Origin of the sequence: Klebsiella sp. GG_Kp175 (genome assembly GCF_040062325.1) — a bacterium.
GTDB classification, from domain to species: Bacteria; Pseudomonadota; Gammaproteobacteria; order Enterobacterales; family Enterobacteriaceae; genus Klebsiella; species Klebsiella quasipneumoniae.
The window spans coordinates 18,550-44,664 of the sequence record NZ_JBEAFX010000007.1 but is presented as its reverse complement, the minus strand read 5'-3'; the positions used below and the strand labels follow the sequence as shown (position 1 = coordinate 44,664).

The 26,115-nt window shown below is 59.6% G+C and carries 23 protein-coding genes; 14 read left to right on the top strand and 9 right to left on the bottom strand.

What is annotated here, in order from left to right; translation table 11 throughout:
• The first annotated feature begins 5 nt into the window (after positions 1-5).
• The 5 genes from bamC to ypfH all read left to right on the top strand — a co-directional run bounded on the left by bamC (position 6) and on the right by ypfH (position 5,762).
• Entirely contained in the window at positions 6-1,040 is a 1,035-nt protein-coding gene (bamC, locus tag ABLU73_RS13415) for an outer membrane protein assembly factor BamC (RefSeq protein WP_004201942.1), read from the top strand.
• A 228-nt stretch (positions 1,041-1,268) separates the two neighbouring features.
• Complete coding sequence (purC, locus tag ABLU73_RS13410; RefSeq protein ID WP_002913801.1) at positions 1,269-1,982, top strand: phosphoribosylaminoimidazolesuccinocarboxamide synthase; 714 nt, start codon at positions 1,269-1,271, stop codon at positions 1,980-1,982.
• Between the two features lie 119 nt (positions 1,983-2,101).
• Positions 2,102-2,977 (top strand): neutral zinc metallopeptidase, encoded by an 876-nt coding sequence (locus ABLU73_RS13405; protein ID WP_004201945.1) that lies wholly within the window; start codon positions 2,102-2,104, stop codon positions 2,975-2,977.
• A 9-nt stretch (positions 2,978-2,986) separates the two neighbouring features.
• The gene (locus tag ABLU73_RS13400; protein WP_264924703.1) at positions 2,987-4,990 is read left to right on the top strand and encodes a GNAT family N-acetyltransferase; all 2,004 of its coding nucleotides are present in this window, start codon (positions 2,987-2,989) and stop codon (positions 4,988-4,990) included.
• A 76-nt stretch (positions 4,991-5,066) separates the two neighbouring features.
• A complete protein-coding gene (gene ypfH / locus ABLU73_RS13395; protein ID WP_004201952.1) occupies positions 5,067-5,762 on the top strand; it encodes an esterase in 696 nt (231 codons plus the stop codon).
• A gap of 48 nt (positions 5,763-5,810) precedes the next feature.
• Here ypfH and ABLU73_RS13390 read toward each other — a convergent pair whose 3' ends face one another.
• From ABLU73_RS13390 to ABLU73_RS13380, 3 genes are read right to left on the bottom strand one after another with little or no spacing between them, the layout of a single operon-like run.
• Positions 5,811-6,014 carry a YpfN family protein gene (locus ABLU73_RS13390; protein ID WP_002913768.1) on the bottom strand — a complete coding sequence of 68 codons (204 nt, stop codon included), beginning with the start codon at positions 6,012-6,014 and terminating at the stop codon, positions 5,811-5,813.
• 26 nt (positions 6,015-6,040) lie between these two features.
• A complete protein-coding gene (dapE, locus tag ABLU73_RS13385) occupies positions 6,041-7,168 on the bottom strand; it encodes a succinyl-diaminopimelate desuccinylase (RefSeq protein ID WP_004201953.1) in 1,128 nt (375 codons plus the stop codon).
• A 3-nt stretch (positions 7,169-7,171) separates the two neighbouring features.
• Positions 7,172-7,525: an ArsC family reductase gene (locus ABLU73_RS13380; RefSeq protein WP_004201956.1), complete on the bottom strand. Its 354-nt coding sequence runs from the start codon at positions 7,523-7,525 to the stop codon at positions 7,172-7,174.
• Between the two features lie 366 nt (positions 7,526-7,891).
• Here ABLU73_RS13380 and ypfM point away from each other — a divergent pair, with 366 nt between their 5' ends.
• Positions 7,892-7,951, top strand: coding sequence for a protein YpfM (gene ypfM, locus ABLU73_RS13375; RefSeq protein WP_100181659.1), 60 nt, complete (start codon positions 7,892-7,894; stop codon positions 7,949-7,951).
• 127 nt (positions 7,952-8,078) lie between these two features.
• On the opposite strand, the gene acrD is transcribed toward ypfM, so the two are convergent.
• Positions 8,079-11,192, bottom strand: a complete 3,114-nt coding sequence (gene acrD, locus ABLU73_RS13370) for a multidrug efflux RND transporter permease AcrD (protein WP_017900450.1) — start codon at positions 11,190-11,192, stop codon at positions 8,079-8,081.
• A 376-nt stretch (positions 11,193-11,568) separates the two neighbouring features.
• Here acrD and aegA point away from each other — a divergent pair, with 376 nt between their 5' ends.
• The 3 genes from aegA to ABLU73_RS13355 all read left to right on the top strand — a co-directional run bounded on the left by aegA (position 11,569) and on the right by ABLU73_RS13355 (position 15,316).
• Positions 11,569-13,551 carry a formate-dependent uric acid utilization protein AegA gene (aegA, locus tag ABLU73_RS13365; RefSeq protein WP_004201961.1) on the top strand — a complete coding sequence of 661 codons (1,983 nt, stop codon included), beginning with the start codon at positions 11,569-11,571 and terminating at the stop codon, positions 13,549-13,551.
• Positions 13,552-13,609: 58 nt separating this feature from the next.
• Entirely contained in the window at positions 13,610-14,206 is a 597-nt protein-coding gene (gene nudK, locus ABLU73_RS13360; RefSeq protein ID WP_002913754.1) for a GDP-mannose pyrophosphatase NudK, read from the top strand.
• Positions 14,207-14,269: 63 nt separating this feature from the next.
• Entirely contained in the window at positions 14,270-15,316 is a 1,047-nt protein-coding gene (locus tag ABLU73_RS13355) for a DUF1176 domain-containing protein (RefSeq protein ID WP_004201962.1), read from the top strand.
• Here ABLU73_RS13355 and tkt read toward each other — a convergent pair.
• Together tkt and tal are read right to left on the bottom strand one after the other, a co-directional pair.
• Positions 15,306-17,300 carry a transketolase gene (gene tkt / locus ABLU73_RS13350; protein WP_114508343.1) on the bottom strand — a complete coding sequence of 665 codons (1,995 nt, stop codon included), beginning with the start codon at positions 17,298-17,300 and terminating at the stop codon, positions 15,306-15,308. The genes ABLU73_RS13355 and tkt overlap by 11 nt on opposite strands.
• A 16-nt stretch (positions 17,301-17,316) precedes the next feature.
• Entirely contained in the window at positions 17,317-18,273 is a 957-nt protein-coding gene (gene tal, locus ABLU73_RS13345; protein ID WP_004201965.1) for a transaldolase, read from the bottom strand.
• Between the two features lie 294 nt (positions 18,274-18,567).
• On the opposite strand from tal, the gene maeB reads away from it, so the two are divergent.
• Entirely contained in the window at positions 18,568-20,847 is a 2,280-nt protein-coding gene (gene maeB / locus ABLU73_RS13340; RefSeq protein ID WP_004201966.1) for an NADP-dependent oxaloacetate-decarboxylating malate dehydrogenase, read from the top strand.
• 53 nt (positions 20,848-20,900) lie between these two features.
• On the opposite strand, the gene hemF is transcribed toward maeB, so the two are convergent.
• Together hemF and amiA are read right to left on the bottom strand one after the other, a co-directional pair.
• Positions 20,901-21,800 carry an oxygen-dependent coproporphyrinogen oxidase gene (hemF, locus tag ABLU73_RS13335; protein WP_023318852.1) on the bottom strand — a complete coding sequence of 300 codons (900 nt, stop codon included), beginning with the start codon at positions 21,798-21,800 and terminating at the stop codon, positions 20,901-20,903.
• Positions 21,800-22,672 (bottom strand): N-acetylmuramoyl-L-alanine amidase AmiA, encoded by an 873-nt coding sequence (amiA, locus tag ABLU73_RS13330; RefSeq protein ID WP_004201984.1) that lies wholly within the window; start codon positions 22,670-22,672, stop codon positions 21,800-21,802. The genes hemF and amiA overlap by 1 nt, the downstream gene beginning before the upstream one ends.
• A 211-nt stretch (positions 22,673-22,883) precedes the next feature.
• Between amiA and ABLU73_RS13325 the strand changes: the two genes are divergently transcribed.
• The 4 genes from ABLU73_RS13325 (at position 22,884) to ABLU73_RS13310 (ending at position 25,376) form a co-directional block, all read left to right on the top strand.
• Positions 22,884-23,309 carry a GNAT family acetyltransferase gene (locus tag ABLU73_RS13325; protein WP_002913637.1) on the top strand — a complete coding sequence of 142 codons (426 nt, stop codon included), beginning with the start codon at positions 22,884-22,886 and terminating at the stop codon, positions 23,307-23,309.
• Positions 23,296-23,745 (top strand): DUF2919 domain-containing protein, encoded by a 450-nt coding sequence (locus ABLU73_RS13320; protein WP_017900453.1) that lies wholly within the window; start codon positions 23,296-23,298, stop codon positions 23,743-23,745. The genes ABLU73_RS13325 and ABLU73_RS13320 overlap by 14 nt, the downstream gene beginning before the upstream one ends.
• 61 nt (positions 23,746-23,806) lie before the next feature.
• Positions 23,807-24,382: an RpoE-regulated lipoprotein gene (locus ABLU73_RS13315; protein ID WP_048295270.1), complete on the top strand. Its 576-nt coding sequence runs from the start codon at positions 23,807-23,809 to the stop codon at positions 24,380-24,382.
• A 94-nt stretch (positions 24,383-24,476) separates the two neighbouring features.
• Complete coding sequence (locus tag ABLU73_RS13310; RefSeq protein ID WP_004201987.1) at positions 24,477-25,376, top strand: Dyp-type peroxidase; 900 nt, start codon at positions 24,477-24,479, stop codon at positions 25,374-25,376.
• A 227-nt stretch (positions 25,377-25,603) separates the two neighbouring features.
• On the opposite strand, the gene ABLU73_RS13305 is transcribed toward ABLU73_RS13310, so the two are convergent.
• Positions 25,604-25,966, bottom strand: coding sequence for a DUF559 domain-containing protein (locus ABLU73_RS13305; RefSeq protein ID WP_072061038.1), 363 nt, complete (start codon positions 25,964-25,966; stop codon positions 25,604-25,606).
• Between the last annotated feature and the right edge of the window lie 149 nt (positions 25,967-26,115).

Below are 26,115 nucleotides of genomic sequence, written 5' to 3'. Positions count from 1 at the left end.
ATTTGATGGCTTACTCAGTACAGAAGTCGCGCCTGGCGAAGGTTGCGGGTGTTTCGCTGGTTCTACTCCTCGCGGCCTGTAGTTCCGACTCGCGCTATAAGCGTCAGGTGAGCGGTGATGAGGCCTATTTACAGGCGTCACCGTTGAGCGAACTTCACGCGCCGGCGGGGATGATCCTGCCGATTCAGGTGGGTGATTACAACATTCCGGTGGCCAACAGCACCGGCGCGGTCGGCAAGGCGCTGGACATTCGCCCGCCGGCGCAGCCGCTGGCATTGGTTAGCGGCGCCCGCACCCAGTTCAACGGCGATACCGCGACGCTGATGGTCGAGAACGGCCGCAGCGGTTCGCTGTGGGCGCAGGTTACCAGCATTCTTCAGTCGAAGAACTACGTTATCGCCAAGCGCGATGATGCGAGCCAGACGCTGAACACCGACTGGGTTGAGTGGAACCGTCTTGATGAAGATCAGCAGTATCGCGGTCGTTATCAAATCTCCGTCAAACCGCAGGGCTATCAGCAAGCGGTGGTGGTCAAGCTGGTGAATCTGGAGCAGGCGGGTAAACCGGTTGCCGATCCGGCGTCACTGCAGCGCTACAGCACCGCCATGCTGAACGTCATTTCGGAAGGCCTGGACATGAACGCCACCAGCGCCCAGAACGCCGCCCAGCGCAGCGCGGGCGCCACCTTCGACGTGCAGAGCGCTGCCGACGATACGGGTCTGCCGATGCTCGTTGTTCGCGCGCCGTTTAACATGGTGTGGCAGCGTCTGCCAGGCGCCCTCGAGAAAGTGGGGATGAAAGTGACCGACAGCACGCGCTCTCAGGGCAGCATGGCGCTGACCTACAAGCCGCTGTCTGACAGCAGCTGGCAGGAGCTGGGCGCACGCGACCCGCAGCTGGCCTCCGGTGACTACAAACTTCAGGTCGGCGACCTCGATAACCGCAGTAGCCTGCAGTTCATCGACCCGAAAGGCCACACCCTGACGCAGTCGCAAAATGACGCCCTGGTAGCCGTATTCCAGGCCGCATTTAACAAGTAAACGAAAGGGCTGGAGCAATCCGGCCCTTTTAATATATAGTGACGCAAACGTGTGCGTATGCACATCATCCTTCAAATTGCCTCTTTGTTGGCCGCCTTCGTTCACCCCAGTCACTTACTTTTGTAAGCTCCTGGGGATTCGCTCAGTTGCCGCCTCGATGCACTTTGAATGATTTTGTGTATAGGTGGAAACGTATTTTTAGGCTCAATATCACTGGAGTAGTGAAAGATGAAAAAGCAAGCTGAGTTGTATCGTGGTAAGGCGAAGACAGTATACAGCACCGATAATCCGGACCTGCTGGTACTGGAATTCCGTAACGATACGTCAGCAGGTGATGGCGCGCGCATCGAGCAGTTCGATCGTAAAGGCATGGTGAATAACAAGTTCAACCACTTCATTATGAGCAAACTGGCAGAAGCGGGCATCCCTACCCAGATGGAAGCGCTGCTCTCCGATACCGAATGCCTGGTAAAAAAACTGGATATGGTGCCGGTGGAGTGCGTGGTGCGTAACCGTGCGGCAGGCTCGCTGGTAAAACGTTTAGGCATTGAAGAAGGAATCGAGCTGAATCCGCCGCTGTTCGATCTGTTCCTGAAAAACGATGCCATGCACGATCCGATGGTCAACGACTCCTATTGCGAAACCTTCGGCTGGGTGAGCAAAGAGAATCTGGCGCGGATGCGCGAGCTGACCTACAAAGCCAACGACGTGCTGAAAAAGCTGTTCGATGACGCCGGTCTGATTCTGGTGGACTTTAAGCTGGAGTTTGGTCTGTTCAAAGGCGAAGTGGTCCTGGGCGATGAGTTTTCGCCGGACGGCAGCCGCCTGTGGGACAAAAACACCCTCGATAAAATGGACAAAGACCGCTTCCGCCAGAGCCTTGGCGGCCTGATCGAAGCCTACGAAGAAGTGGCTCACCGTCTGGGCGTTAAGCTCGACTAACCCGCCCGCCGCCAGAAGATGGCCTCATCTTCTGGCGTCTCTTGCTGTTTCCTGTGGTAATCCTGCGCTGAACCGCCTACGATCTCTGCTATTGATACATAACAGGGAATGAGGTGCTTATGCGCTGGCAAGGGCGTCGCGAAAGCGACAATGTTGAAGATCGACGTGGACAATCAGGCTCGCCGTTTGGCGGCGGCGGGGGCGGCGGCTTCCGTCTGCCGAGCGGGAAGGGCGGCATTGTACTGCTGATTATTGTGCTGGTGGCGGGCTACTACGGCGTGGATTTGACCGGCATGTTGACCGGCGAACCGATGCCGCAGCAGCAGACCTCCACGCAGCGCTCCATCAGTCCGAAAGACGATGAAGCGGCGAAGTTTACTTCCGTCATTCTGGCCACCACCGAAGATACCTGGGGACCGATTTTTGAAAAGATGGGCCGCCAGTACCCTCAGCCAAAGCTGGTGCTCTACCGCGGCGCGACCCGTACCGGCTGCGGTACCGGCCAGTCGGTGATGGGGCCGTTCTACTGTCCTGCCGACAGTACGGTCTATATCGACCTGTCATTCTACGATGAGATGAAAAATAAACTGGGCGCCGATGGCGACTTTGCCCAGGGGTACGTCATTGCCCATGAAGTGGGTCATCACGTACAAAAACTGCTGGGCATTGAGCCGAAGGTTCGCCAGCAACAGCAGCATGCCACCGAGGCCGAAGCCAACCGGCTGTCGGTTAAGATGGAGCTACAGGCAGACTGCTTCGCCGGCGTCTGGGGGCATAATATGCAGCAGCAGGATATTCTGGAAACCGGCGATCTGCAGGAGGCGTTAAACGCCGCCGAGGCCATCGGCGACGACCGTCTGCAGCAGCAGAGCCAGGGGCGGGTGGTACCGGACAGCTTTACCCACGGAACGTCAAAACAGCGCTACACCTGGTTCAAACGCGGTTTCGACAGCGGCGACCCGGCGCAGTGCAACACCTTCGGCAGCGCGCTGTAATCGCCCCTGATGATGGACGCGCTGCTTGACCTCACCGCGCAGATGGCGCGGGAGGGGATTCGCCGCCTGCTGGTGCTCAGCGGCGACGAGGCCTGGACGCTGCAGCAGGCGCAGGCGCTGCGGGAGCGGCTCGGCGGCGATGGCCTGTGGGTGGGCTCCGAGCCGGTTTCTGCGCCCGGCGTGGCGCCTGGCGCCCTGAAGACGCTGCTGGGGCGGGAAGTGATGCACGCCTTTTTCGATGCCCGGCGCGGGTTTGATGTGGCCGCCCTGGCGGCCCTGAGCGGTACGCTGCGGGCGGGAAGCTGGCTGGTGCTGCTGACGCCCTCTTTCGCCGACTGGCCGTCCCGGGTGGATGAGGACTCCCTGCGCTGGAGCGATACGCCCGACCCGATCTCTACCCCCAACTTTGTTCTCCGCTGCTGTCGGCAGTTTATCGCCGACCCCGAGGTGCTGCTCTGGCGGCAGTCGGACTCGCCGCGGCTCCCGCTGGCCGTCCGGCACCCTGACTGGCATCCCGCCGATGGTCACCCGCTGGCCGAACAGGCGGCGATCCTTGGGCAATTATTGCGTCTACCGCCTGGTATCGCAGCAGTGACGGCTGAACGAGGGCGAGGCAAATCCGCCCTCGCGGGCATGCTGCTGCGCCAGCTCGCGGGCGAGGCCATTGTTACCGCCCCGACCCGCAGCGCCGTCGACGTGCTGGCGAGCTTTGCCGGCGAGGCGTTTCGCTTTATGGCTCCTGATGCGTTGCTGTCGTCGAAGGAAAAGGCGTCCTGGCTGATTGTCGATGAGGCCGCGGCTATACCGGCTCCGCTTCTCCGGCAGCTGGTTAGCCGTTTTCCCCGCACGCTACTTACCACGACGGTGCAGGGTTATGAGGGCACCGGTCGCGGGTTCCTGCTGAAATTTTGCGCCAGCCTGCCCTATCTGCAATTGTTCAGCCTGAGCGCGCCGATCCGCTGGGCCGCAGGCTGCCCGCTGGAGTCGGCCATCAGCCAGCTGCTGATCTTCAGCGATGAGGCATTTCGCGACGCGCCGACGGGGGAGGTAGTCCTGGAGGCGGTCAATCAGTCTAGCTGGCAAACGCAGCCGGCGCTGCCGGAAGCGATGTACCAGCTGTTATCCGGGGCGCATTACCGCACTTCTCCTCTCGATCTGCGGCGCATGATGGACGCTCCAGGCCAGGCTTTCCGCTGCGCTCGCGCCGGCGGTGCGGTGGCGGGCGCCCTGTGGCTGGTGGCCGAAGGGGGACTTTCTCCCGAACTCAGCCGGGCGGTGTGGGCGGGTTTTCGCCGGCCGCGGGGGAACCTGGTCGCCCAGTCGCTGGCGGCGCATGGCGGCAGTCCCCTGGCGGCGACGCTGCGCGGGCTGCGGGTCAGTCGGATCGCCGTCCACCCCGCCCGCCAGCGCGAAGGGCTGGGGCAACAGATGATCGCCGATATCGCCGCCGATGCCGCAGGTTATGATTATCTCTCCGTCAGCTTTGGCTATACCCCTGAGCTGTGGCGCTTCTGGCAACGCTGTGGGTTTATTCTCGTGCGGCTGGGCACCCATCGCGAGGCCAGCAGCGGGTGCTATACCGCGATGGCTCTGTTCCCGCTGACTGCAGCGGGGCATCAGCTCGCGCAACGGGAGGCACAGCGGCTACAGCGTGATGAATACTGGCTGCGCCCGTGGCGGCAAGCGTCCGCGCCGCTGCCGGCCGTTTCAGGGGCTATGCTTAGTGATGAGGACTGGCTGGAAGCGGCGAGCTTTGCCTTCGCCCATCGCCCGCTGGCCGCGGCGCTGGGTTGCCTCAATCGCCTGCTGTTGCAGGCCGACATCCCGTTGCCGGCCCTGCGCGGGCGTCTGCAGGGGGAAGAAGAGGCCGAACTCTGCGCCGCGCTGCAGCTAACAGGGCGTAAAGCCCTGCTGGCGAGATGGCGTCAGGAGGCCGCTGACGCTTTGCGCTTCCTCGATGCAGCGCGCGCCGAGGCGCTGCATCAGCAGGTGGCGAACCTGCAATTTTTTTAACTAACTCATTCAGTTAAATGGCATGGTCATATCTGGCGAGCGGCGTACACTGCCCGCATACACTAAGGAGACAGCCATGAAACACGATCATTTTATTGTTCAAAGCCCTGCGACGCCTGCGCAACAGCTGTTGCTGCTGTTTCATGGCGTGGGGGATAACCCGGTCTCCATGGGGCAAATTGGCAGCTGGTTCGCGCCGCAGTTTCCTGATGCGCTGATCGTGAGCATTGGCGGGGTGGAGCCTTGCGGTCCTGACGGTCGGCAGTGGTTTTCGGTGCAGGGAGTGACGGAAGAAAATCGTCAGCAGCGTATCGACGCCATTATGCCGACCTTTATTGAAATTGTGCGCTACTGGCAGGAAAAGAGCGGCATCAGCCCACTGGCCACCGCGCTGATCGGCTTCTCTCAGGGGGCGATCATGTCGCTGGAGAGCATCAAAGCAGCGCCGGATCTGGCTTCGCGGGTGATCGCCTTTAATGGCCGCTATGCGACGCTGCCGGTTACCGCAACGACGGCCACCACCATTCACCTGATCCACGGTGGTGACGATCGGGTTATCGATCTGGCGTGGGCGGTGTCGGCACAGGAGGCGCTGTTGCAGGCGGGGGGCGACGTGACCTTAGATATTGTGGACGATCTGGGGCATGCCATTGACGATCGCAGCATGCAGTTCGCGATCGAGCGACTGCGCTACACCGTGCCGAAGCACTATTTTGATGAGGCGCTGAGCGGCAGTACGCCGAAAGGGGACGATATCATCGAAATGCTGTAACCCCGGCGGGCGGGGTTACAGGCGGGCGCTACCGCGATAACGGCAAACTTACGGTTTCTTCGACTGGTCGTGCTTCGGCCAGTCGTCGTCATCGTCCCATTTATCGTTAAAATCACGGTGCGGCGGCAGATCGGGTTTGTTGTTGAGGAATTTTTTGTGGTCAACGCGGTTTAGATCTTTAATCACGTTGATAATTACCCCCACCAAAAAGACCAGCACCAGAATCCACCAGTGTTTAATAAGCCATTCCATGCGCGCTTCCTCTTTACGTCAGTACGTCAGGCGACCAGCTGTTCCATTACGCGTTGATACATCCGCGCCAGCAGCTGCAGGTCGGCGGCGTTCACACATTCATTAATTTTGTGAATTGTGGCGTTCACGGGGCCCAGCTCAACCACCTGCGCCCCCATGCGCGCGATAAACCGTCCGTCTGAGGTGCCGCCGTTGGTTAACAGCTGCGGTTTGATCTCATTATAGTGCTCAATGGCATTGACGACCGCATCCACCAGCTTGCCCCGTCCGGTAAGGAACGGCTGTCCGGAGAGCCACCACTCCACGCTGTAACGCAGCTGGTATTTTTCCAGCAGGGCGACCACCCGGGCTTTGATCGTCTCGTCAGTCAGTTCCGTACTGAAGCGGAAGTTGAACTGGACGAACATATCGCCAGGGATCACGTTGTTGCTGCCGGTACCGGACTGCACGTTGGCAATCTGCATGCTGGTCGGCGGAAAGTATTCATTGCCTTTATCCCACTCGATATTGACCAGCTCCGCCAGCATCGGCGCGGCGCGATGGACGGGGTTATCGGCAAGGTGCGGATAGGCGACGTGGCCCTGTACGCCGTGAATGGTCAGGTTGCAGGTCAGCGAGCCGCGGCGGCCGTTTTTCACCACATCGCCGACCACTTCGGTACTGGAGGGTTCGCCGACCAGACAGTAGTCCAGACGCTCGTTACGCGCCATCAGCGTCTCCACCACTTTGACGGTGCCGTTTTTCGCGCTGGCCTCTTCATCAGAGGTGATCAAAAACGCCAGCCGGCCCCGATGGTTCGGGTACTGCGCGACAAAACGCTCTGCGGCAACCACCATCGCCGCCAGCGAGCCTTTCATATCCGCCGCCCCGCGGCCAAACAGCATCCCGTCGCGGATGGTAGGTTCGAACGGTGGATTGATCCAGCGGTCGGCGTCGCCTGCCGGGACCACGTCGGTGTGGCCGGCGAAGGCCAGCGTCTCGCCGTGGCCGCGCCAGGCCCAGAAGTTCTGCGTATCGCCGAAATCCATCGGTTCAACGGTAAAGCCGATCGCACGCAGGCGTTCAATCATTAACGCCTGGCATCCCGCATCATCGGGGCTAAGGGAAGGGCGGCGAATAAGCTGCTGAGCCAGCTCAATGACCGGGCAAGACATAGACTATACCTCGTTAAACTGCTGATAACTTGCTTCACTAAAACCCAGCAGCATAGGACGACCGGGCGCGCAGAGCAATGGGCGTTTGATGATCGCCGGCATTTCCAGCATCAATGCGGCGGCGGCATCGGCATTATCGATGCTGTTGCGCAGCGATTCGTCCAGTTTGCGCCAGGTGGTGCCGCGGGTGTTCAGCAGCGCCTGCCAGCCCAGTTCGGCAATAAAGGTATCCAGTTGCGCGCGGTCGAGGCCATCGGTGCGGTAGTCATGGAAGCGATAGTCAATCTGATGTGCTTCCAGCCAGCGGCGGGCTTTTTTAATGGTATCGCAGTTTTTAATTCCGTACATGGTGAGCATAGATAAACCTTTAACATTCAATTAAGCGGTTAACTCAGATATTTCCGAATATATAAGCCTTATTGAAATAATACGTGATTCAGATGAATAAATATAACTTTTTACCAGGCAATTCATGCAATGCGTTAGGGTGATTAAAATTCGCCCAGCCGCGGGCATGATGTGAGGGCATTAACAATATTACGAAAATGTTGCTTGATGGTGCTCTGCATCACATAATTTTTACATACGAGACGGCATAGTGGCGGCAACCAGAGGTTTTATCTCTGTCAGCGGTCCACAAGACAATCAGAGCAATAGGGGAGCACAACTTCCCATCAGCAATGAAGTTATATAGAATCGACCATAATAATAAGAGAGGCTATTATGATTGAACATGAACTGGGGAACTGGAAAGATTTTATTGAAGGCATGCTTCGTAAATAAATTTCCGCAATGTGAGCAGGGGAATAACGCGACGTAAATAAGCGCGTCATAGTTCTGAACACATAAAGAAGGCGACCATCCAGGTCGCCTTTTCTGTTATTACGGCTCGCCGCCCACGTCCGAGGGTTTATTGCGGACGCTCCTTCAGCGGAAAGCGGCGACGCACCAGCACAAAGAACAGCGGTACGAAAAAGATGGCCAGCACGGTGGCGGAGATCATCCCGCCCATCACCCCGGTGCCGACCGCATGCTGGCTGCCGGAACCGGCGCCGGTGCTGGTGGCCATCGGCAGCACGCCGAAGATAAACGCCAGCGAGGTCATCAGGATAGGGCGCAGGCGCTGACGGCAGGCCGACAGCGTGGCGCTGAGCAGATCCTGGCCTTTCTCGTTAAGCTCATTGGCGAACTCGACGATCAGAATAGCGTTTTTCGCCGACAGGCCGATCACCGTCAACAGGCCCACCTGAAAATAAACGTCATTCTCCAGGCCGCGCATCCAGGTCGCCAGCAGAGCGCCAATCACCCCGAGCGGAACCACCAGCATCACCGAGAACGGCACCGACCAGCTCTCGTACAGCGCCGCCAGGCACAGGAACACCACCAGCAGGGAAATCGCGTACAGGGCCGGCGCCTGAGCGCCGGAGAGGCGTTCCTGATAGGACATGGCGGTCCATTCGAGGCCAAAGCCGGTCGGCAGCTGCGCGGCCAGCTTCTCCATCATGTCCATCGCGGTACCGGTACTGATGCCCGGCGCCGCTTCACCGACGATCTCCACCGCCGAGTAGCCATTGTAGCGCTCCAGGCGCGGCGAACCGGTCTCCCAGTGCGAGGTGGCGAAGGCCGAGAACGGCACCATCGTGCCGCTGCTGTTGCGGACGTACCAGAGATTGATATCGTCAGGCAGCATCCGATATTTCGCCGCCGCCTGGACGTAGACTTTCTTCACCCTCCCGCGATCCATAAAGTCGTTGACGTAGCTCGACCCCCAGGCGGTTTGCAGCGTATCGTTGATGTCGTCAATGGAGACGCCCAGCGCCTGAGCTTTACGCTGATCGATATCGACCTGCAGCTGCGGGCTGTCGTCGAGCCCGTTATGCCGGACGCGGGTCAACAGCGGGTTTTTAGCCGCCAGCTCAAGCAGCGTATCGCGCGCCGCCATCAGCGCATCGTGCCCCTTACCGGCGTGATCTTCCAGCTCCATGTCGAAGCCTGCCGAACTGCCGAGGCCGCTGATTGCCGGCGGGCTGCTGGCGATGACCCGGGCTTCGTTGATCTGATTAAACGCTTTGGTGGCGCGTTCAATAATGGCAAAGGAGGAGCCGGTTTGCGGATCGCGCTGGTCCCAGTCTTTGAGGCGCACAAACATGCGGGCTACGTTCTGTCCGTTGCCGCCGGGGCCGGAGCCAACGGTAGCGAACACTGACTCGACGTTCTGCTTCTCGTTATTGAGGAAGTAATCTTCCGCTTTCTGTACCACTTTCAGCGTCTGCTGTTGGGTGCTGCCGCTCGGCAACTGTACCGAGGTGGTGAACATCCCCCGATCCTCCAGCGGCAGGAACGAAGTGGGCAGATGCAGGAACAGGAACACCATCCCGCCGAGCAGGACGATGTAGATCAGCATCCAGCGCAGCGAGCGGTGAAGGATCTTGCCGACGAAAGTTTCATAGCGGCTGGCGCTGCGGTTAAAGGTGCGGTTGAACCAGCCGAAGAAGCCTTTTCGCTCATGGGATTCACCTGGTTTAATCGGCTTGAGCAGGGTAGCGCAAAGGGCCGGGGTGAGGATCATGGCCACCAGCACCGAGAGGACCATCGCCGCGACAATCGTAATAGAGAACTGGCGATAGATAGCGCCGGTGGTGCCGCCGAAGAAGGCCATCGGCACAAACACCGCCGACAGCACCATCGCGATCCCCACCAGCGCGCCCTGAATTTGTCCCATCGATTTGCGGGTGGCTTCCCGCGGCGACAGTCCTTCCTCGCTCATGATGCGCTCAACGTTCTCCACCACCACGATGGCGTCATCCACCAGCAGGCCGATCGCCAGCACCATCGCGAACATCGTCAGGGTGTTGATGCTGTAACCACAGGCATAGAGCACCGCGAAGGTGCCCATCAGCACCACCGGTACGGCGATGGTCGGGATCAGAGTGGCGCGGAAGTTCTGCAGGAAAAGATACATCACGAGGAAAACCAGCAGGATCGCCTCCAGCAGGGTTTTCACCACGTCGGTAATAGAAGCCTTCACGAAGGAGGTGGTCTCGTAGGCGACTTTATATTCCAGCCCGTGCGGGAAATACTGCGAGAGCTCATTGAGGCGAGCGATCACGCGCTCCGCGGTGGCCATTTCGTTGGCGCCGGAGGCGAGCTTAATTCCCAGGCCAGAGGCGGCCTGGCGATTGTAGCGGCTAAGATAGTCATACTTCTCCGCCCCCATCTCCACGGTAGCGACATCGCCGAGGGTCACCTCTGAGCCATCCTGATTGACGCGCAGGGTGATATTGCGGAACTGTTCGGGGGTTTGCAGCAGAGATTGCGCGTTGATGGTGGCGTTCAGCGCCTGCTTATCCACGGAAGGCGTGCCGCCGAGCTGGCCGACGGCAATCTGGGCGTTCTGCGAACTAATAGCGTCGGTAACATCCTTGGTGGTCAGCTGGAAGCTATTGAGCTTTGCCGGATCGAGCCAGATGCGCATTGAGTATTGCGAGCCGTAGGCGTCGATATCCCCCACGCCGTTGACGCGACTGAGCGGGTCCTGAATGTTACTGGCGACGTAGTCGGCGATATCCTGTTTATCCATACTGCCGTCGGTGGAGACGAAGGCGAGGGTCAGGATATTGGTATCGCCGGTCTTGCGTACCGTAACCCCCTGGTTTTGCACCGCCTGCGGCAGTTTACGCATCGCCGACTGCAGCTGGTTTTGCACCTGCTGTACCGCTTCGTCCGGGTCGGTACCGGCGGTAAAACTGAGGGTGATGGTCGCCTGGCCGGTGGCGCTGCTCTGGGATGACATATACATCAGGTTATCGAGGCCGGTCATATTCTGTTCGATAACCTGGGTGACGGTATTCTCCAGGGTTTGTGCGGAGGCGCCAGGATAGTTGGCTGTGACCCGTACATTCGGCGGGGCCAGATCGGGATACTGTTCAACTGGCAGCGACAAAATGGCAAGGGTGCCCGTCAGGCATAACAGGATTGCCAGCACCCACGCAAAAATGGGGCGATCGATAAAGAAATTCGCCATCAGAATGAAAACCTCATATGCACATGTTCTTGTTATTGCACAGCCTGTGCCACTTTAGCGCCAGCGCCTCCGGCAATCGTGGAGAAATTAAGGAGATAGTGTAATTTATCATGTTGCTTTTGCCGTATCGTAAAGAAACATCGACCTTTCGTGCCGCCAGGTCGGCCACACCGCTTCGCCCGCCGCACCCGGGGACGCATTATCCCTTGCCGGTGTGAAACCTGATTTCATATAAGTCAAAAAAATTGATCCAAAACGGATTCTTTCCAGAAAAAGGGTATCCTGGGCAAATGAACATTGTTCCGGCCTCGTCTTGTCGGGTAATAAATAGGCATGCGCATTAAGGGGTTATTCACCAATAAGACAAAAGGAAGCCATGAACCACTTTATATTGAGCGATAGCCGAAAATGTATCGGTTGCCAGGCCTGCGAAGTGGCCTGCGTAATGGCGCATAACGAGGAGCAACATGCGCTGACCCCGCAGCGCTTTTTGCCACGTATCACCGTGATTAAAGCAGAGGGGCAGCGTAACGCCATCACCTGCCGCCACTGCGAAGACGCCCCCTGCCTCCGCAGCTGCCCCAACGGCGCCATCGCCCAGACTGGCGACAGCGTTCAGGTCTGTCAGGAGAAATGCATTGGCTGTAAATCCTGCATGGTGGCCTGCCCGTTCGGGGTGATGGAGGTGGTGGTGACGCCGCAGGCCGCAGGCCAGGTGAAAGCCAGCGCGCAGAAATGCGATCTGTGCGCGGGCCGCGAGGCGGGACCGGCCTGTGTGGAAAACTGTCCGGCGCAGGCGCTGACCCTCGCCGACGATGAGACATTGACCACGATGGCCAGGCAGCGGCGTCTGCGTTCGGCCTGCCAGGAGGCGCAGCCGTGGCAGCGCGGCGCGGCCCCCGCCAGACAGCCCGACGCCGGCGAGAAGGTCAGGCAGATGGCGATGACGCCGCCGCGCGGAGAGCCGGATAAGCTGCCGGCGGAGGTGCGCAAGAACCACTTTGAGGAGATCTATCAGCCGTTCAGCCCGACCCAGGCCCGGCAGCAGGCCGCCCGCTGCCTGAAATGTGGAGAACACAGCATCTGTGAATGGACCTGCCCGCTACATAACACTATTCCGCAGTGGGTCGAGCTGGTGAAGGCAGGGGATATCGCCGCCGCGGTCGCCCTGTCCCATCAGACCAACTGTCTGCCGGAGATCACCGGCCGCGTCTGCCCCCAGGACCGGCTGTGTGAGGGCGCCTGCACCCTGCGCGAGGAAAGCGGTGCGGTCACCATCGGCAATATTGAGCGATTTATATCCGACCAGGCGCTGGCCAGTGGCTGGCGTCCGGACCTCTCGCAGATTAAGCTGAACGGTAAACGGGTGGCGATTATCGGCGCCGGGCCGGCCGGTCTGGCCTGCGCCGATGTGCTGGTGCGCCACGGCGTGCAGCCGGTGGTCTTTGACCGTCATCCGGAGATCGGCGGTCTGCTGACCTTCGGCATTCCGGCGTTCAAGCTGGATAAGTCGCTGCTGACCCGGCGGCGGGCGATTTTCAGCGAGATGGGCGTCCGCTTTGAGCTCAACTGCGAGGTGGGGAAAGATATCCCTCTGGCGACGCTGCTGGCCGAGTATGACGCGGTGTTCGTCGGCGCCGGAACCTATCGCTCCATGAAGGCCGGCCTGCCGAATGAAGAGGCCCCCGGGGTCTACGATGCGCTGCCGTTTCTTATCGCCAACACCAAACAGGTGATGGGGCTGGCGGAATCGGCGCAGGAGCCTTATGTCAACACCGCCGGGCTGAACGTGGTGGTGCTGGGGGGCGGCGATACGGCAATGGACTGCGTGCGTACCGCGCTGCGCCATGGCGCCCGCCAGGTGACCTGCGCCTATCGGCGGGATGAAGCCAACATGCCGGGCTCGAAAAAAGAGGTCAAAAACGCCCGCGAAGAGGGAGCGCTTTTTGAGTTTAACGTCCAGCCGGTGACGCTTGAGCTGGACGAGAACGGGCGGGTGAACGGGGTTCGCTTTTTGCGCACCGAGCTGGGTGCTCCGGACGCCGGGGGAAGACGCCGCCCGACGCCGATCCCCGGCAGCGAGTTTGTTATGCCGGCAGATGCGGTGATCATGGCCTTTGGCTTCCACCCGCACCGCATGCCCTGGCTGGAAGCGGCGGGGGTGGCACTGGACAGCCAGGGGCGTATTAAAGCCGGAGTGGAGAGCCGTTACCGTTATCAGACCAGCCAGGAGAAGATTTTTGCCGGCGGCGATGCCGTGCGCGGCGCCGACCTGGTGGTGACGGCGATGGCGGAAGGCCGTCACGCGGCGCAGGGGATCCTTGACTACCTGGGGCTGAAAACGACGCCGCTTCACTGACGACAAACCCGGCTCCGCAGCGTAGTATGAGGGCGTCCTTTTACGCTGTGGGGTCGGTATGTCACTCAATATTCACGTCATTAAAGATAAAATCCTCTCTGAGAACTGGTTCGTACTACGCAACATGACCTATGAGCTGACGCGGGCGGACGGCAGCGTCGTGCGCCACAAGCGCGAGGTCTACGATCGCGGCAATGGCGCCACCGTGCTGCTCTATAACCGCCATAAGCAGACGGTGGTCCTGGTGCGTCAGTTTCGGGTCGCCACCTGGGTCAATGGCAATCATGACGGCATGCTGATTGAAACCTGCGCCGGGCTGCTGGACAACGACGAGCCGGAGGCCTGCATTCGTAAAGAGGCAGTGGAAGAGACCGGCTATGAAGTGGGCGAGGTGCGAAAGCTGTTTGAGCTGTTTATGTCGCCAGGGGGCGTCACCGAAGTGGTGCATTTCTTTATCGCTGAGTACAGCGACGCGCAGCGAACGACCAGCGGCGGCGGGGTGGATGACGAAGCCATCGAGGTGCTGGAGCTGCCCTTTAGCCAGGCGCTGCAGATGGTCGCTGACGGGGAGATCCGCGACGGGAAAGCGGTCATTCTGCTGCAGTATTTGCAAACCTCTGGCCTGATGTCGGGGAACTCTGACAAATCCGATTGAGTCAGCGGCTGCCGTTGTCCAGGATAGGCGCCGTGGTTGGGTTTATCTGGGGTCGGGCGGTTCATGCTTTTTCGCATCATTTTTTTCCTCTTTCTGGCGGTGCTGCCTTGCTCACAGGCATGGTCGGCACCGGCGCAGCAGCGCTTCAACGACTGGCAGGTCACCTGTAATAACCAAAACTTCTGCGTCACCCGCAACGTGGGGCTGCATTATGGTCTGGTGATGACCCTCAGCCGCAGCGCCGGGGCGGCTACTGATGCCAGCCTGCGTATCGAACTGGGCGGCACCGGCAATCCGGTGGCGACGCTCGCGCCGATAGCGCCGCGCCTGCTGCTGGATGGTAAACCGCTGTCCCTGACCGACAAGCGCTGGCGCATTGAAGATAAACTCATTAAAACTGACGACAGCGTGACGATCGATGCGTTCCTCCAGCGGGTACAGGAGGGAAAAACCCTCTCGTTGGCCAACGGCCTGCAGACTATCTCCCTGCAGGGGCTGAAAGCGGCCCTGTTTTTTATCGACGCCCGGCAAAAGCGGGTGGGCAGCGAAACGGCCTGGGTTGGCAAAGGGGAGGAGCCGCCGCTCAGCGTACCGCCGGCGCCGGCGCTGCGCGCGGTGGCGAGCGCAGACATGGCGCAGTCGCCGCTGGGGCGTGATGAGCTCAACGATCTGATGGACTATGGCAATGAGCGGATGAGCAACAGTAACTGCTCCCTCGATCCGTTCCGCCGCGAAATTCGCGTCACTGCCCTGACGGATGACAAAGTGCTGCTAATGACCAGCTGCGAATCCGGGGCGTACAACACCGTCTGGCTGGCCTGGCTGGTCTCCCGCCAGCGCCCGTATGTCGCCCGCCAGGTGCGGCTAACGCTGCCATTTCAGCCGCCGGGCGAGGCGCCGCGGGAGATAGAGCTAATTAACGCCAGCTATGATGACCGCCGCCATGAGCTGGTGACCCTGGACAAGGGGCGCGCGTCTGGCGATTGCGGGATCCAGACCCGCTGGCGTTTTGACGGCCAGCGGTTCAGCCTCTCCCGCTACGCGCAGCAGCCGACGTGCGACAACTGGCAGGGGCCAGACGCCTGGCCCACGTTGTGGATCACCCGTTAAGCACCTGTTCGGCGGTGGCGACGATATGGTCGACCGTAAAGCCAAAGAACGGGAACAGCTGCTCCGCCGGGGCGGATTCACCGTAGCCGGTCATGCCGACAATCTTGCCTTTTAAGCCGACATATTTATACCAGTAGTCCGCTATCCCGGCCTCGACCGCCACCCGGGAGCTGACGTCCGACGGCAGCACCGACTCGCGCCAGGCCTCGTCCTGAGCGTCAAATACATCGGTGGAGGGGAGCGAAACCACTCGCACATTCACCCCGTTGGCCAACAATTTTTCCGCCGCCAGGACGGTGATCTCCACTTCCGAGCCGGTGGCGATGAGGATCAGGTCGGGTTTGCCTCCGGCATCCTTCAGCACGTAGCCGCCCCGGGCGATATCCTGCACCTGTTGCGGGGTGCGCGGCATCTGCGCCAGGTTTTGTCGCGACAGGATCAGCGCCGTCGGTCCGCCCTGACGCGCGATGGCCGCCTGCCAGGCGACAGCGGTCTCCACCTGGTCGCATGGGCGCCAGGTGCTGAAGTTGGGCGTCAGCCGCAGACTGGCCAGCTGTTCCACCGCCTGGTGGGTCGGACCGTCTTCCCCCAGACCGATGGAGTCATGGGTATAGACCATGATCTGCCGGGCCTTCATCAGCGCCGCCATGCGCGCGGCGTTGCGGGCGTATTCCACAAACATCAGGAAGGTCGAGGTATAGGGGATGAATCCCCCGTGCAGGGCGATGCCGTTGGCCACCGCGGTCATGCCGAATTCGCGCACGCCGTAGTGAATATAGTTGCCCGCGGCATCCTCTTTAATCGATGTCGAGCCAGACCAGATGGTCAGGTTACTCGGCGCCAGATCCGCCGAACCGCCCAGCAGCTCCGGGAGGTGCGGGCCGTACGCGTTCAGCGCGTTCTGCGAGGCTTTACGGCTGGCGATCTTCGCCGGCTCGGCCTGCAGCTTCGCCACGTAGTCGCGGGCGGTCGCGGCAAAATCCTCCGGCAGGGCGCCATCCATGCGGCGGGTCAGCTCAGCGGCCAGCTCCGGGAACTGCTGCCGGTAGGCGGCGAATTTCTCGTTCCAGGCGTGCTCGGCTTTTTCGCCGCGTGGACGCGCATCCCAGCCCTGATAGATCTCTTTCGGGATCTCAAAGGGGGGATGTTTCCAGCCCAGCTGCTGGCGGGCCAGGGCCACCTCTTTTTCACCCAGCGCCGCGCCGTGCGACTCCTCTGAGCCGGCTTTGTTGGGCGAACCGAAGCCGATGATGGTCCGACAGATGATCAGCGACGGCTTATCTTTCACCGCCTGCGCTTCCGTAATGGCCTGTTTGATGGCCTGAGGATCGTGGCCGTCAATGTCGCCGATCACGTGCCAGTGGTAGGCGCGGAAACGTTCTGCCGTATCATCGGTAAACCAGCCGTCGGTTTTGCCGTCGATGGAGATGCCGTTGTGGTCGTAAAAACCGATCAGCTTGCCCAGTCCGAGCGTGCCTGCCAGCGAACAGGCCTCATGGGAGATCCCCTCCATCAGACAACCATCGCCCATGAAAACCCAGGTGTGATGGTCGATAATCTCATGACCGGGGCGGTTAAACTGCGCCGCCAGGGTGCGTTCGGCGATGGCCATACCGACGGCGTTCGCCAGCCCCTGGCCCAGCGGGCCGGTGGTGGTCTCCACCCCGGGGGTATAGCCATGCTCCGGGTGACCCGGCGTTTTAGAGTGCAGCTGGCGGAACTGCTTCAGCTCTGACAGCGGCAGATCGTAGCCGGACAGGTGCAGCAGACTGTAGAGCAGCATCGACGCGTGGCCGTTGGACAGAATAAAACGGTCGCGGTCCACCCAGCCAGGGTTCTGCGGATTGTGCTTGAGAAAATCGTTCCACAGCACTTCGGCAATGTCTGCCATCCCCATTGGCGCACCGGGGTGGCCGGAATTGGCTTTCTGCACCGCGTCCATGCTCAGGGCGCGGATGGCGTTGGCAAGCTCTCTTCGGGACATAGTTTTCTCCGTGAGACTAAAGTGACAGTTTGGCGGCAAGCAGATCTTCCAGTTTGCGTTGATCGACGGCGAACAGGCGGATACCCTCCGCCAGCTTTTCGACCGCCATCGGATCCTGATTATGTTCCCAGCGGAACTCCGCCTCGCTGAGCGGCACCGGGCGCGGCAGGATCTGGCTGGCAGGGATCAGTTTGCGCACCACCGGGGCGTCGCTGGCCTGCAGCTCTTTTAACAGGGGCGGGGCGATGGTCAGCCGGTCGCAGCCGACCAGGGCGAGGATCTGCTCGGTGCGGCGGAAGCTGGCGCCCATCACGATGGTGTTGTATTTATGCTGTTTGAAGTAGTCATAGATATTGCGCACGGATTTCACCCCGGGATCTTCCTCAACCACGTAAGGATCCAGCGGTTTGCGCGCCTGATACCAGTCATAAATACGTCCGACGAAAGGGGAGATCAGATAGACCCCGGCCTCGGCGCAGGCCCGGGCCTGGGCGAAGGAAAACAGCAGCGTCAGGTTGCAGTGGATCCCCTCTTTTTCCAGGGTCTCGGCGGCGCGGATCCCCTCCCAGGTGGAGGCCAGCTTGATCAGGATCCGCGACTTATCAATGCCCATCTCCTGATACAGCGCCACCAGATGGCGCGCTTTCTCGATGCTCTTCTCCCGGTTGAAGGAGAGCCGGGCGTCCACCTCGGTGGAGACCCGGCCAGGAATGCTTTTGAGGATCTCCGCGCCAAAATTGACCGCCAGCTTATCGCAGGCGTGAGTCACCTGCGCTTCACGGCCGCCTCCTTGCTTTTTCGCCCAGGCGATCGCGTCGTCAATGAGTCCGCTATAGGACGCCAGGCCGGCGGCCTTCAGCAGCAGGGAGGGGTTAGTGGTGGCATCTTCCGGATGGTAGTGGCGGATGGATTCGATGTCGCCGCTGTCGGCGACCACGGTGGTGAACTGCTTGATACTGTCTAGCTGATTCATAGATAAGTCCTCCTGGAACAAGGTGTTACATGAGTGCTTGCCGGTATGCGGTATAAATATTGATGAGGTACATAACCAAAAAGCATAGCAGACGGGGCTATTATTGGCGGCGAATCCGGGTAACATAACCGCTATAAATTGATAACAACCAGATCATAGCGATGGCCAGAGTTTGGCGGTGTTCAAAGTTTATCGCCCCGCCAGGAGGGATACTGTCTGCCACTGAAAGGTGAACGACAGGATGGTCATCACGCTTTTTCCCTACGAACGATACGTGAAAGAAAGGAATATAAAATGGATGAGCAGTTAAAACAGAGCGCCCTCGACTTCCACGAATTTCCGGTTCCCGGAAAAATCCAGGTCTCGCCGACCAAACCTCTCGCCACCCAGCGCGATCTGGCGCTGGCCTACTCGCCGGGCGTCGCGGCCCCCTGTCTGGAAATTGAAAAAGATCCGCTGGCGGCCTACAAATATACCGCCCGCGGCAACCTGGTGGCGGTGGTCTCCAACGGCACCGCGGTGCTGGGACTCGGTAACATCGGCGCGCTGGCCGGCAAGCCGGTGATGGAGGGCAAAGGCGTCCTGTTTAAGAAATTCGCCGGCATCGATGTGTTTGATATCGAAGTCGATGAGCTGGACCCGGATAAATTCATTAACGTCGTCGCCGCCCTCGAGCCGACCTTCGGCGGTATCAACCTCGAAGATATTAAAGCGCCTGAGTGTTTCTACATTGAGCAGCAGCTGCGCGAGCGGATGAATATTCCGGTTTTCCACGACGATCAGCACGGCACGGCGATCATCAGCACCGCGGCGATCCTCAACGGCCTGCGCGTCGTTGAGAAGAATCTGTCCGACGTGCGGATGGTGGTCTCCGGCGCCGGGGCGGCGGCAATTGCCTGCATGAACCTGCTGGTGGCGCTGGGGATGCAAAAGCACAACATCGTGGTCTGCGATTCGAAAGGCGTTATCTATAAGGATCGTGAGCCGAACATGGCGGAAACCAAAGCGGCCTATGCAGTGGAAGACGACGGCAAACGCACCCTCGATGACGTGATCGACGGCGCGGACATTTTCCTCGGCTGCTCCGGTCCGAAAGTGCTGACCCCGGAGATGGTGAAGAAGATGGCGCGCGCGCCGCTGATCCTCGCCCTGGCCAATCCGGAGCCGGAAATTCTGCCGCCGCTGGCGAAGCAGGTCCGCGATGATGCCATCATCTGCACCGGCCGCTCCGACTATCCTAACCAGGTCAACAACGTGCTCTGCTTCCCGTTCATCTTCCGCGGCGCGCTGGACGTCGGCGCGACGGCGATCAACGAAGAGATGAAGCTGGCGGCGGTGCATGCCATTGCCGAGCTGGCCCACGCTGAGCAGAGCGAAGTGGTGGCCTCCGCCTACGGCGATCAGGATTTAAGCTTTGGCCCGGACTACATCATTCCGAAACCGTTCGACCCGCGGCTGATCGTCAAGATCGCCCCCGCGGTGGCGAAGGCGGCGATGGACTCCGGCGTGGCGACGCGCCCGATCGCTGATTTTGACGCCTATATCGAGAAGCTGAGCGAGTTCGTCTATAAGACCAACCTGTTTATGAAGCCTATCTTCTCTCAGGCGCGCAAAGAGCCGAAGCGTGTGGTGCTGGCGGAAGGGGAGGAGACCCGGGTGCTGCACGCCACCCAGGAGCTGGTGTCGCTGGGGCTGGCCAAACCGATTCTGGTGGGCCGCCCAAGCGTGATTGAAATGCGCATCCAGAAGCTGGGCCTGCAGATCAAGGCCGGCGTTGACTTCGAGATCGTCAATAATGAATCCGACCCGCGGTTTAAAGAGTACTGGAGCGAGTACTATCAGCTGATGAAGCGCCGCGGCATTACCCAGGAGCAGGCGCAGCGGGCGGTGATTAGCAACACCACAGTGATTGGCGCCATCATGGTTCACCGTGGCGAAGCGGATGCGATGATCTGCGGGACTATCGGCGAATATCATGACCACTACCGCGTGGTGCAGCCGCTGTTCGGCTATCGCGACGGCGTCAGCACCGCCGGGGCGATGAATGCGCTGCTGCTGCCGAGCGGTAACACCTTTATCGCCGATACCTATGTCAATCACGATCCCTCGCCGGAAGAGCTGGCGGAGATCACCCTGATGGCGGCGGAAAGCGTGCGTCGCTTTGGTATTGAGCCGCGGGTGGCGTTGCTGTCGCACTCCAACTTTGGCTCTGCCGACTGCCCGTCAGCCAGCAAGATGCGTAAAACCCTGGAGCTGGTGAAGGCCCGCGCCCCGGAGCTGATGATCGATGGTGAAATGCATGGCGACGCCGCGCTGGTGGAAAGCATCCGCAACGATCGCATGCCGGACAGCCCGCTGAAAGGGTCGGCCAATATTCTGGTGATGCCGAATATGGAAGCCGCCCGGATCAGCTATAACCTGCTGCGCGTCTCCAGTTCGGAAGGGGTAACCGTCGGGCCGGTGCTGATGGGAGTCGCGAAGCCGGTGCATATTCTGACGCCGATCGCCTCCGTGCGTCGCATCGTGAATATGGTGGCGCTGGCGGTTGTCGAAGCGCAAACCGAACCGCTGTAAACGTCATAAAAAAGCCCCGGTACTCCGGGGCTTTTGGTCTGAATTGGCTTCGTTTAGATCCAAGCTTTCACTTTAATAAACTCGCTCAGCGCCGCTTCGGGGCTGCCGGCCTCCGGCTGGTAATCATATTCCCAGCGTACCAGCGGCGGCATCGACATCAGAATCGATTCCGTCCTACCGCCGGTCTGCAGACCGAACAGGGTGCCGCGGTCCCAGACCAGATTGAACTCGACGTAGCGGCCGCGGCGATAGAGCTGAAAGTGGCGCTCGCGCTCGCCGTACGGCGTGGCTTTCCGGCGTTCGACGATGGGTAAATAGGCGTCAGCATAGCCGTTCCCGACCGCCTGCATAAAGGCGAAGCAGTGGTCAAAATCCGGGGTGTTCAGGTCGTCAAAGAACAGACCGCCGATGCCGCGCTGCTCCTGGCGGTGCTTGAGATAGAAGTACTCATCGCACCATTTTTTATAGCGCGGATAGACTTCCTCGCCGAACGGCAGACACAGATCGCGGGCGGTACGATGCCAGTGGACGGCATCCTCTTCAAAGCCATAGTAAGGGGTTAAATCAAAGCCGCCGCCGAACCACCACACCGGGTCGGCGCCGGGCTTCTCGGCAATAAAGAACCGCACGTTGGCATGGCTGGTGGGCACATAGGGGTTCAGCGGATGAACCACCAGCGAGACGCCCATGGCTTCAAAGCTGCGTCCGGCCAGCTCCGGGCGGTGGGCCGTGGCGGAGGCAGGCATGGCGTCGCCATGGACGTGGGAGAAGTTGACCCCGGCCTGTTCGAACACATTGCCCTCGCGCAGCACCCGGCTGCGTCCGCCGCCGCCGCCTTCCCGCTGCCAGGCGTCTTCAATAAACGGCGCGCCATCTACGGCGCTCAGCTGCTGACAGAGGCTGTCCTGCAGCTGGAGCAGAAAAGTTTTAACCTGCGCGGCATCGGGTTTCATTAACGTCTCTTCGAATGGGCTTTCTGGTTATCGAACCAGTGGAAATAGCTGATAATGCCGTTGGCAATCGCGGTGGCGATTTTCTGCCGGAAGGCGGTGGTGCCGAGCAGTTTCTCCTCGTTCGGGTTAGTAATGAACGAGGTTTCCACCAGCACGGACGGTATGGACGGCGACTTCAGCACCACGAACGCCGCCTGTTCGGTATTGCGGCTGTGTAGCTTATGCACCGGCTTGATCTTTTTGAGGATATGCGAGCCCAGCGTCAGGCTGTTTTTAATGGTGTCGGTCTGCACCAGATCGAACAGCACCTGCTGCAGCAGATGGTCTTTATCCGTCGCTTTCTTACCGGCGACCTCGTCGGCGCGGTTTTCGCGATCGGAGAGGTATTTCGCCATGGCGCTACTCGCCCCGCGGTTTGACAGGGCGAACACCGAGGCGCCGGCGGCGCTCGGGTTGGTGAAGCCGTCGGCGTGGATCGACATAAACAGATCGGCGCCGTGCTGATGGGCAATCTCCACGCGGTCATACAGCGGGATAAAGGTATCGCCGGTGCGGGTCAAGCGGGCGTCAATGCCGTTGCTGCGCAAGATGCTGCGCACGTTCTTAGCGATCGCCAGTACCACATGCTTCTCTTTCGAGCCATTATGGCCGATAGCCCCGGTGTCGATGCCGCCGTGGCCCGGGTCGAGCATCACAATGCGGCGGGCGCCGGCCTTTTTGGCGGCGGGTTTGCTGTGTCCATTTGATGTTTTCAGTGGCTGCTCTTTTGCGCTGACCTGTGCAGTGACGCCGCTCAGCGTCATGGCAGCCAGCCCGGCTTTCAGCACCTGACGGCGCGAAGCAAGTATTTTTAAGGGTTTAAAAGTGCTCATTCGGCCTGAATTGTAAACAAGTGATGTCCAATGTTATATCGTATCGCGTTTGCCGTTACGACCATTCAAAATAAGAATTGTTTTACTTTTCATTTCAATACATGACAAAGTCATATTATGCCATTTTTTGTCGCTGATTTCGCCTGATATTGGCTATCAGTCATATTCGCGCCATAATCACTGTTTTTAACCGTCAATGGTGGGGAATACCATGGAGATTCGCGTTTTTCGCCAGCAGGATTTCGAAGAGGTTGTGACGCTGTGGGAGCGTTGCGATCTGCTGCGTCCCTGGAACGATCCGGAGATGGATATTGAGCGCAAGCTGAATCACGATGTCAGCCTGTTCCTGGTGGCGGAAGTGAACGGCGAAGTCGTCGGTACGGTGATGGGCGGATATGACGGCCATCGCGGGTCGGCCTACTATCTGGGGGTCCATCCGGAATATCGCGGCCGGGGGATTGCGAACGCGTTGCTCAACCGGCTCGAGAAAAAGCTGATTGCCCGCGGCTGCCCGAAAATCAATATTATGGTCCGCGAGGACAACGACGTGGTGCAGGGGATGTATGAGCGGCTGGGCTATGAGTACGCCGACGTTCTGACCCTGGGCAAACGCCTGATTGAAGATGAAGAATACTGAGTTTATCCCCGCCGATTTTGATGCCCATGGCCGTCTGCGCCTGCCTTTTCTTTTCTGGTGCGTACTGTTGTTACAGGCCCGCACGTGGGTGCTGTTCTTGATGGCCGGCGCGTCGCGCCAGCAGGGCGACGCGATTCTGAATCTGTTCTATCCCGATCACGACCGCTTCTGGCTCGGTTTACTTCCCGGCGTGCCGGCGGTGCTGGCCTTTCTGCTTAGCGGCTATCGTCAGCGCCTGCCGCGCCTGTGGCGGGCGATGCGCTGGCTGCTGGTGCTATCGCAAGTGCTGCTGTTGCTCTGGCAGCCGATGCTATGGCTGAGCGGCGAATCGCCCTCATCGCTGACCATTGCGCTGCTGGTCGCGGATGGTTATGCCCTGTGGTGGCTGGCAACCAGCCGTCGCCTCGGCGCCTGTTTTCGCCAGACTAGCTTTTAATGGCACTTTTTACCGATCGTGAACTCCAACATGCGTTGAATGACTCAGAAAGGATTGTGAAATGAAATCGCTACGTGTAATGCTCTGCGCGCTTCCGCTGGCGCTCACCGGCTGCTCAACGATGAGCGCGGTCAACTGGTCGGCGGCCTATCCGTGGAACTGGTTTGGTTCTTCCACCGAGGTGACCGAGCAGGGGGTGGGTAAACTGACGGCGTCCACGCCGCTCAACGAACAGGCCATTAGCGATGCCCTGGGGGGCGACTATCGTTTGCGCAGCGGAATGAAGACCGATAAGGGCAATATCGTCCACTACTTTGAAGCGCTGAAAGACAACAGCGTGGCCTTGACCATCAATGGCGACAACGGCGCCATCAGCCGGATTGAGGTGCGTGATGCCGAAATCAAAACCGCCAGCGGCGTGAAAATCGGCACACCGTTCAGCGATCTGTACAGCAAAGCCTTCGGCAACTGCCAGAAAGGCAGCAATGACAACGGGGCGGTCGTCGAGTGTCAGGCCGAGGGGAGCCAGCATATCAGTTACGCCTTCACCGGCCACTGGAGCGGCCCGGACGAACTGATGCCCTCCGACGATACGCTGAAAAACTGGAAGGTCAGCAAAATTATCTGGCGTCGCTAAATTGATCTGAAGAGACACGACGGCCCTGAAAAACGGTTACAATGGCGCGTTAGCAACGCGACAGCGTTGTGGTTGCATCATTTCAGGAGGAGCGATGTCTCAGGTTCAGAGCGGCATTTTGCCGGAACATTGCCGCGCGGCGATTTGGATTGAAGCCAATGTCAAAGGGGACGTTAACGCCCTGCGCGAAGCGAGCAAAATTTTTGTCGATAAAGTGGCCACCTTTCAGGCTAAATTCCCTGACGCCAAACTCGGTGCCGTGGTGGCGTTCGGCAATAACGTCTGGCGTCAGCTGAGCGGCGGCGAAGGGGCGGAAGAGTTAAAAGATTTTCCGGTCTACGGCAAAGGGCTGGCGCCGTCCACCCAGTATGACCTGCTGATTCATATTTTATCCGCCCGCCATGAAGTGAACTTCTCGGTAGCGCAGGCCGCGCTGGCCGCCTTTGGCGACGCTATCGAGGTGAAAGAAGAGATCCACGGCTTCCGCTGGGTGGAAGAGCGTGACCTCAGCGGCTTCGTCGACGGCACCGAAAACCCGGCGGGGGAAGAAACCCGTCGTGAAGTGGCGGTGATCAAAGACGGCGTGGACGCGGGCGGCAGCTACGTGTTCGTCCAGCGCTGGGAGCATAATCTCAAACAGCTGAACCGCATGAGCGTGCCGGATCAGGAGATGATGATCGGCCGCACCAAGGAAGCCAATGAAGAGATCGATGGCGACGAACGTCCGGTCACGTCGCACCTGAGCCGCGTTGACTTAAAAGAAGATGGCAAAGGGCTGAAAATTGTTCGCCAGAGCCTGCCGTATGGCACCGCCAGCGGTACCCATGGCCTCTATTTTTGCGCTTACTGCGCGCGTCTGTACAACATCGAGCAGCAGCTGCTGAGCATGTTCGGCGATACCGACGGCAAACGCGATGCGATGCTGCGCTTCACCAAACCAGTGACCGGCGGCTATTACTTCGCGCCCTCCCTGGAGCGTATTCAGGCGCTGTAATTTGTCCCCTCACCCTAACCCTCTCCCCAAAGGGGAGAGGGGACGGTACGGTGCGGTTATGGAATCTGCGTGTGGACTCTCTTTCTCCCTCTCGCTGAGGGAGAGGGAACCGTTCGGTGCGGTTATGGAATCTGCGTGTGGACTCTCTTTCTCCCTCTCGTTGAGGGAGAGGGAACCGTTCGGTGCGGTTATGGAATCTGCGTGCGGACTCTCTTTCTCCCTCTCCCTCAGGGAGAGGGGCGGGGTGAGGGCATTGGCGACTCAAGCGCTTCAAGTATCCGCTCCATCACCGCCTCTTCATACTCTTCAAACTCATTATTCCAGAAGCGTAAAACCCGCCATCCCTGACTCTGTAGCCAGCGGGTACGGCGAACATCGTAGACGCGTCTCTGATCGTGTTGACCGCCGTCAAGTTCAATCGCCAGCCGTGTTGCGCAGCAGGCAAAATAGAGAATATAGGGGCCAACGGGATGCTGGCGGCGAAACTTATAGCAAGCAAAACGGCGGTTGCGCAGTAAGTACCATAGTCGACGTTCTGTTGGCGTTAAGCTACGTCTGAGCTGACGAGCAAATATCTGTGTGTTTTTCATATAAACACAGTGCGCGCCTGGCTGCCGTTTGTCACAATGACACGTCTAATCTGCGAGCCGCTTTCAGCTAAGCTTTGCCAGGTGCTTATTCCCTTTTCGACTTCCAAATCGCCAAACGGTATATAAAACCGTTACTCCTTTCGTACCCG

Coding starts and splice junctions, on each gene's coding strand:
- bamC (WP_004201942.1), top strand. CDS start 6: ATGGCTTACTCAGTACAGAAGTCGCGCCTGGCGAAGGTTGCGGGTGTT.
- purC (WP_002913801.1), top strand. CDS start 1,269: ATGAAAAAGCAAGCTGAGTTGTATCGTGGTAAGGCGAAGACAGTATAC.
- ABLU73_RS13405 (WP_004201945.1), top strand. CDS start 2,102: ATGCGCTGGCAAGGGCGTCGCGAAAGCGACAATGTTGAAGATCGACGT.
- ABLU73_RS13400 (WP_264924703.1), top strand. CDS start 2,987: ATGATGGACGCGCTGCTTGACCTCACCGCGCAGATGGCGCGGGAGGGG.
- ypfH (WP_004201952.1), top strand. CDS start 5,067: ATGAAACACGATCATTTTATTGTTCAAAGCCCTGCGACGCCTGCGCAA.
- ABLU73_RS13390 (WP_002913768.1), bottom strand. CDS start 6,014: ATGGAATGGCTTATTAAACACTGGTGGATTCTGGTGCTGGTCTTTTTG.
- dapE (WP_004201953.1), bottom strand. CDS start 7,168: ATGTCTTGCCCGGTCATTGAGCTGGCTCAGCAGCTTATTCGCCGCCCT.
- ABLU73_RS13380 (WP_004201956.1), bottom strand. CDS start 7,525: ATGCTCACCATGTACGGAATTAAAAACTGCGATACCATTAAAAAAGCC.
- acrD (WP_017900450.1), bottom strand. CDS start 11,192: ATGGCGAATTTCTTTATCGATCGCCCCATTTTTGCGTGGGTGCTGGCA.
- aegA (WP_004201961.1), top strand. CDS start 11,569: ATGAACCACTTTATATTGAGCGATAGCCGAAAATGTATCGGTTGCCAG.
- nudK (WP_002913754.1), top strand. CDS start 13,610: ATGTCACTCAATATTCACGTCATTAAAGATAAAATCCTCTCTGAGAAC.
- ABLU73_RS13355 (WP_004201962.1), top strand. CDS start 14,270: ATGCTTTTTCGCATCATTTTTTTCCTCTTTCTGGCGGTGCTGCCTTGC.
- tkt (WP_114508343.1), bottom strand. CDS start 17,300: ATGTCCCGAAGAGAGCTTGCCAACGCCATCCGCGCCCTGAGCATGGAC.
- tal (WP_004201965.1), bottom strand. CDS start 18,273: ATGAATCAGCTAGACAGTATCAAGCAGTTCACCACCGTGGTCGCCGAC.
- maeB (WP_004201966.1), top strand. CDS start 18,568: ATGGATGAGCAGTTAAAACAGAGCGCCCTCGACTTCCACGAATTTCCG.
- hemF (WP_023318852.1), bottom strand. CDS start 21,800: ATGAAACCCGATGCCGCGCAGGTTAAAACTTTTCTGCTCCAGCTGCAG.
- amiA (WP_004201984.1), bottom strand. CDS start 22,672: ATGAGCACTTTTAAACCCTTAAAAATACTTGCTTCGCGCCGTCAGGTG.
- ABLU73_RS13325 (WP_002913637.1), top strand. CDS start 22,884: ATGGAGATTCGCGTTTTTCGCCAGCAGGATTTCGAAGAGGTTGTGACG.
- ABLU73_RS13320 (WP_017900453.1), top strand. CDS start 23,296: ATGAAGAATACTGAGTTTATCCCCGCCGATTTTGATGCCCATGGCCGT.
- ABLU73_RS13315 (WP_048295270.1), top strand. CDS start 23,807: ATGAAATCGCTACGTGTAATGCTCTGCGCGCTTCCGCTGGCGCTCACC.
- ABLU73_RS13310 (WP_004201987.1), top strand. CDS start 24,477: ATGTCTCAGGTTCAGAGCGGCATTTTGCCGGAACATTGCCGCGCGGCG.
- ABLU73_RS13305 (WP_072061038.1), bottom strand. CDS start 25,966: ATGAAAAACACACAGATATTTGCTCGTCAGCTCAGACGTAGCTTAACG.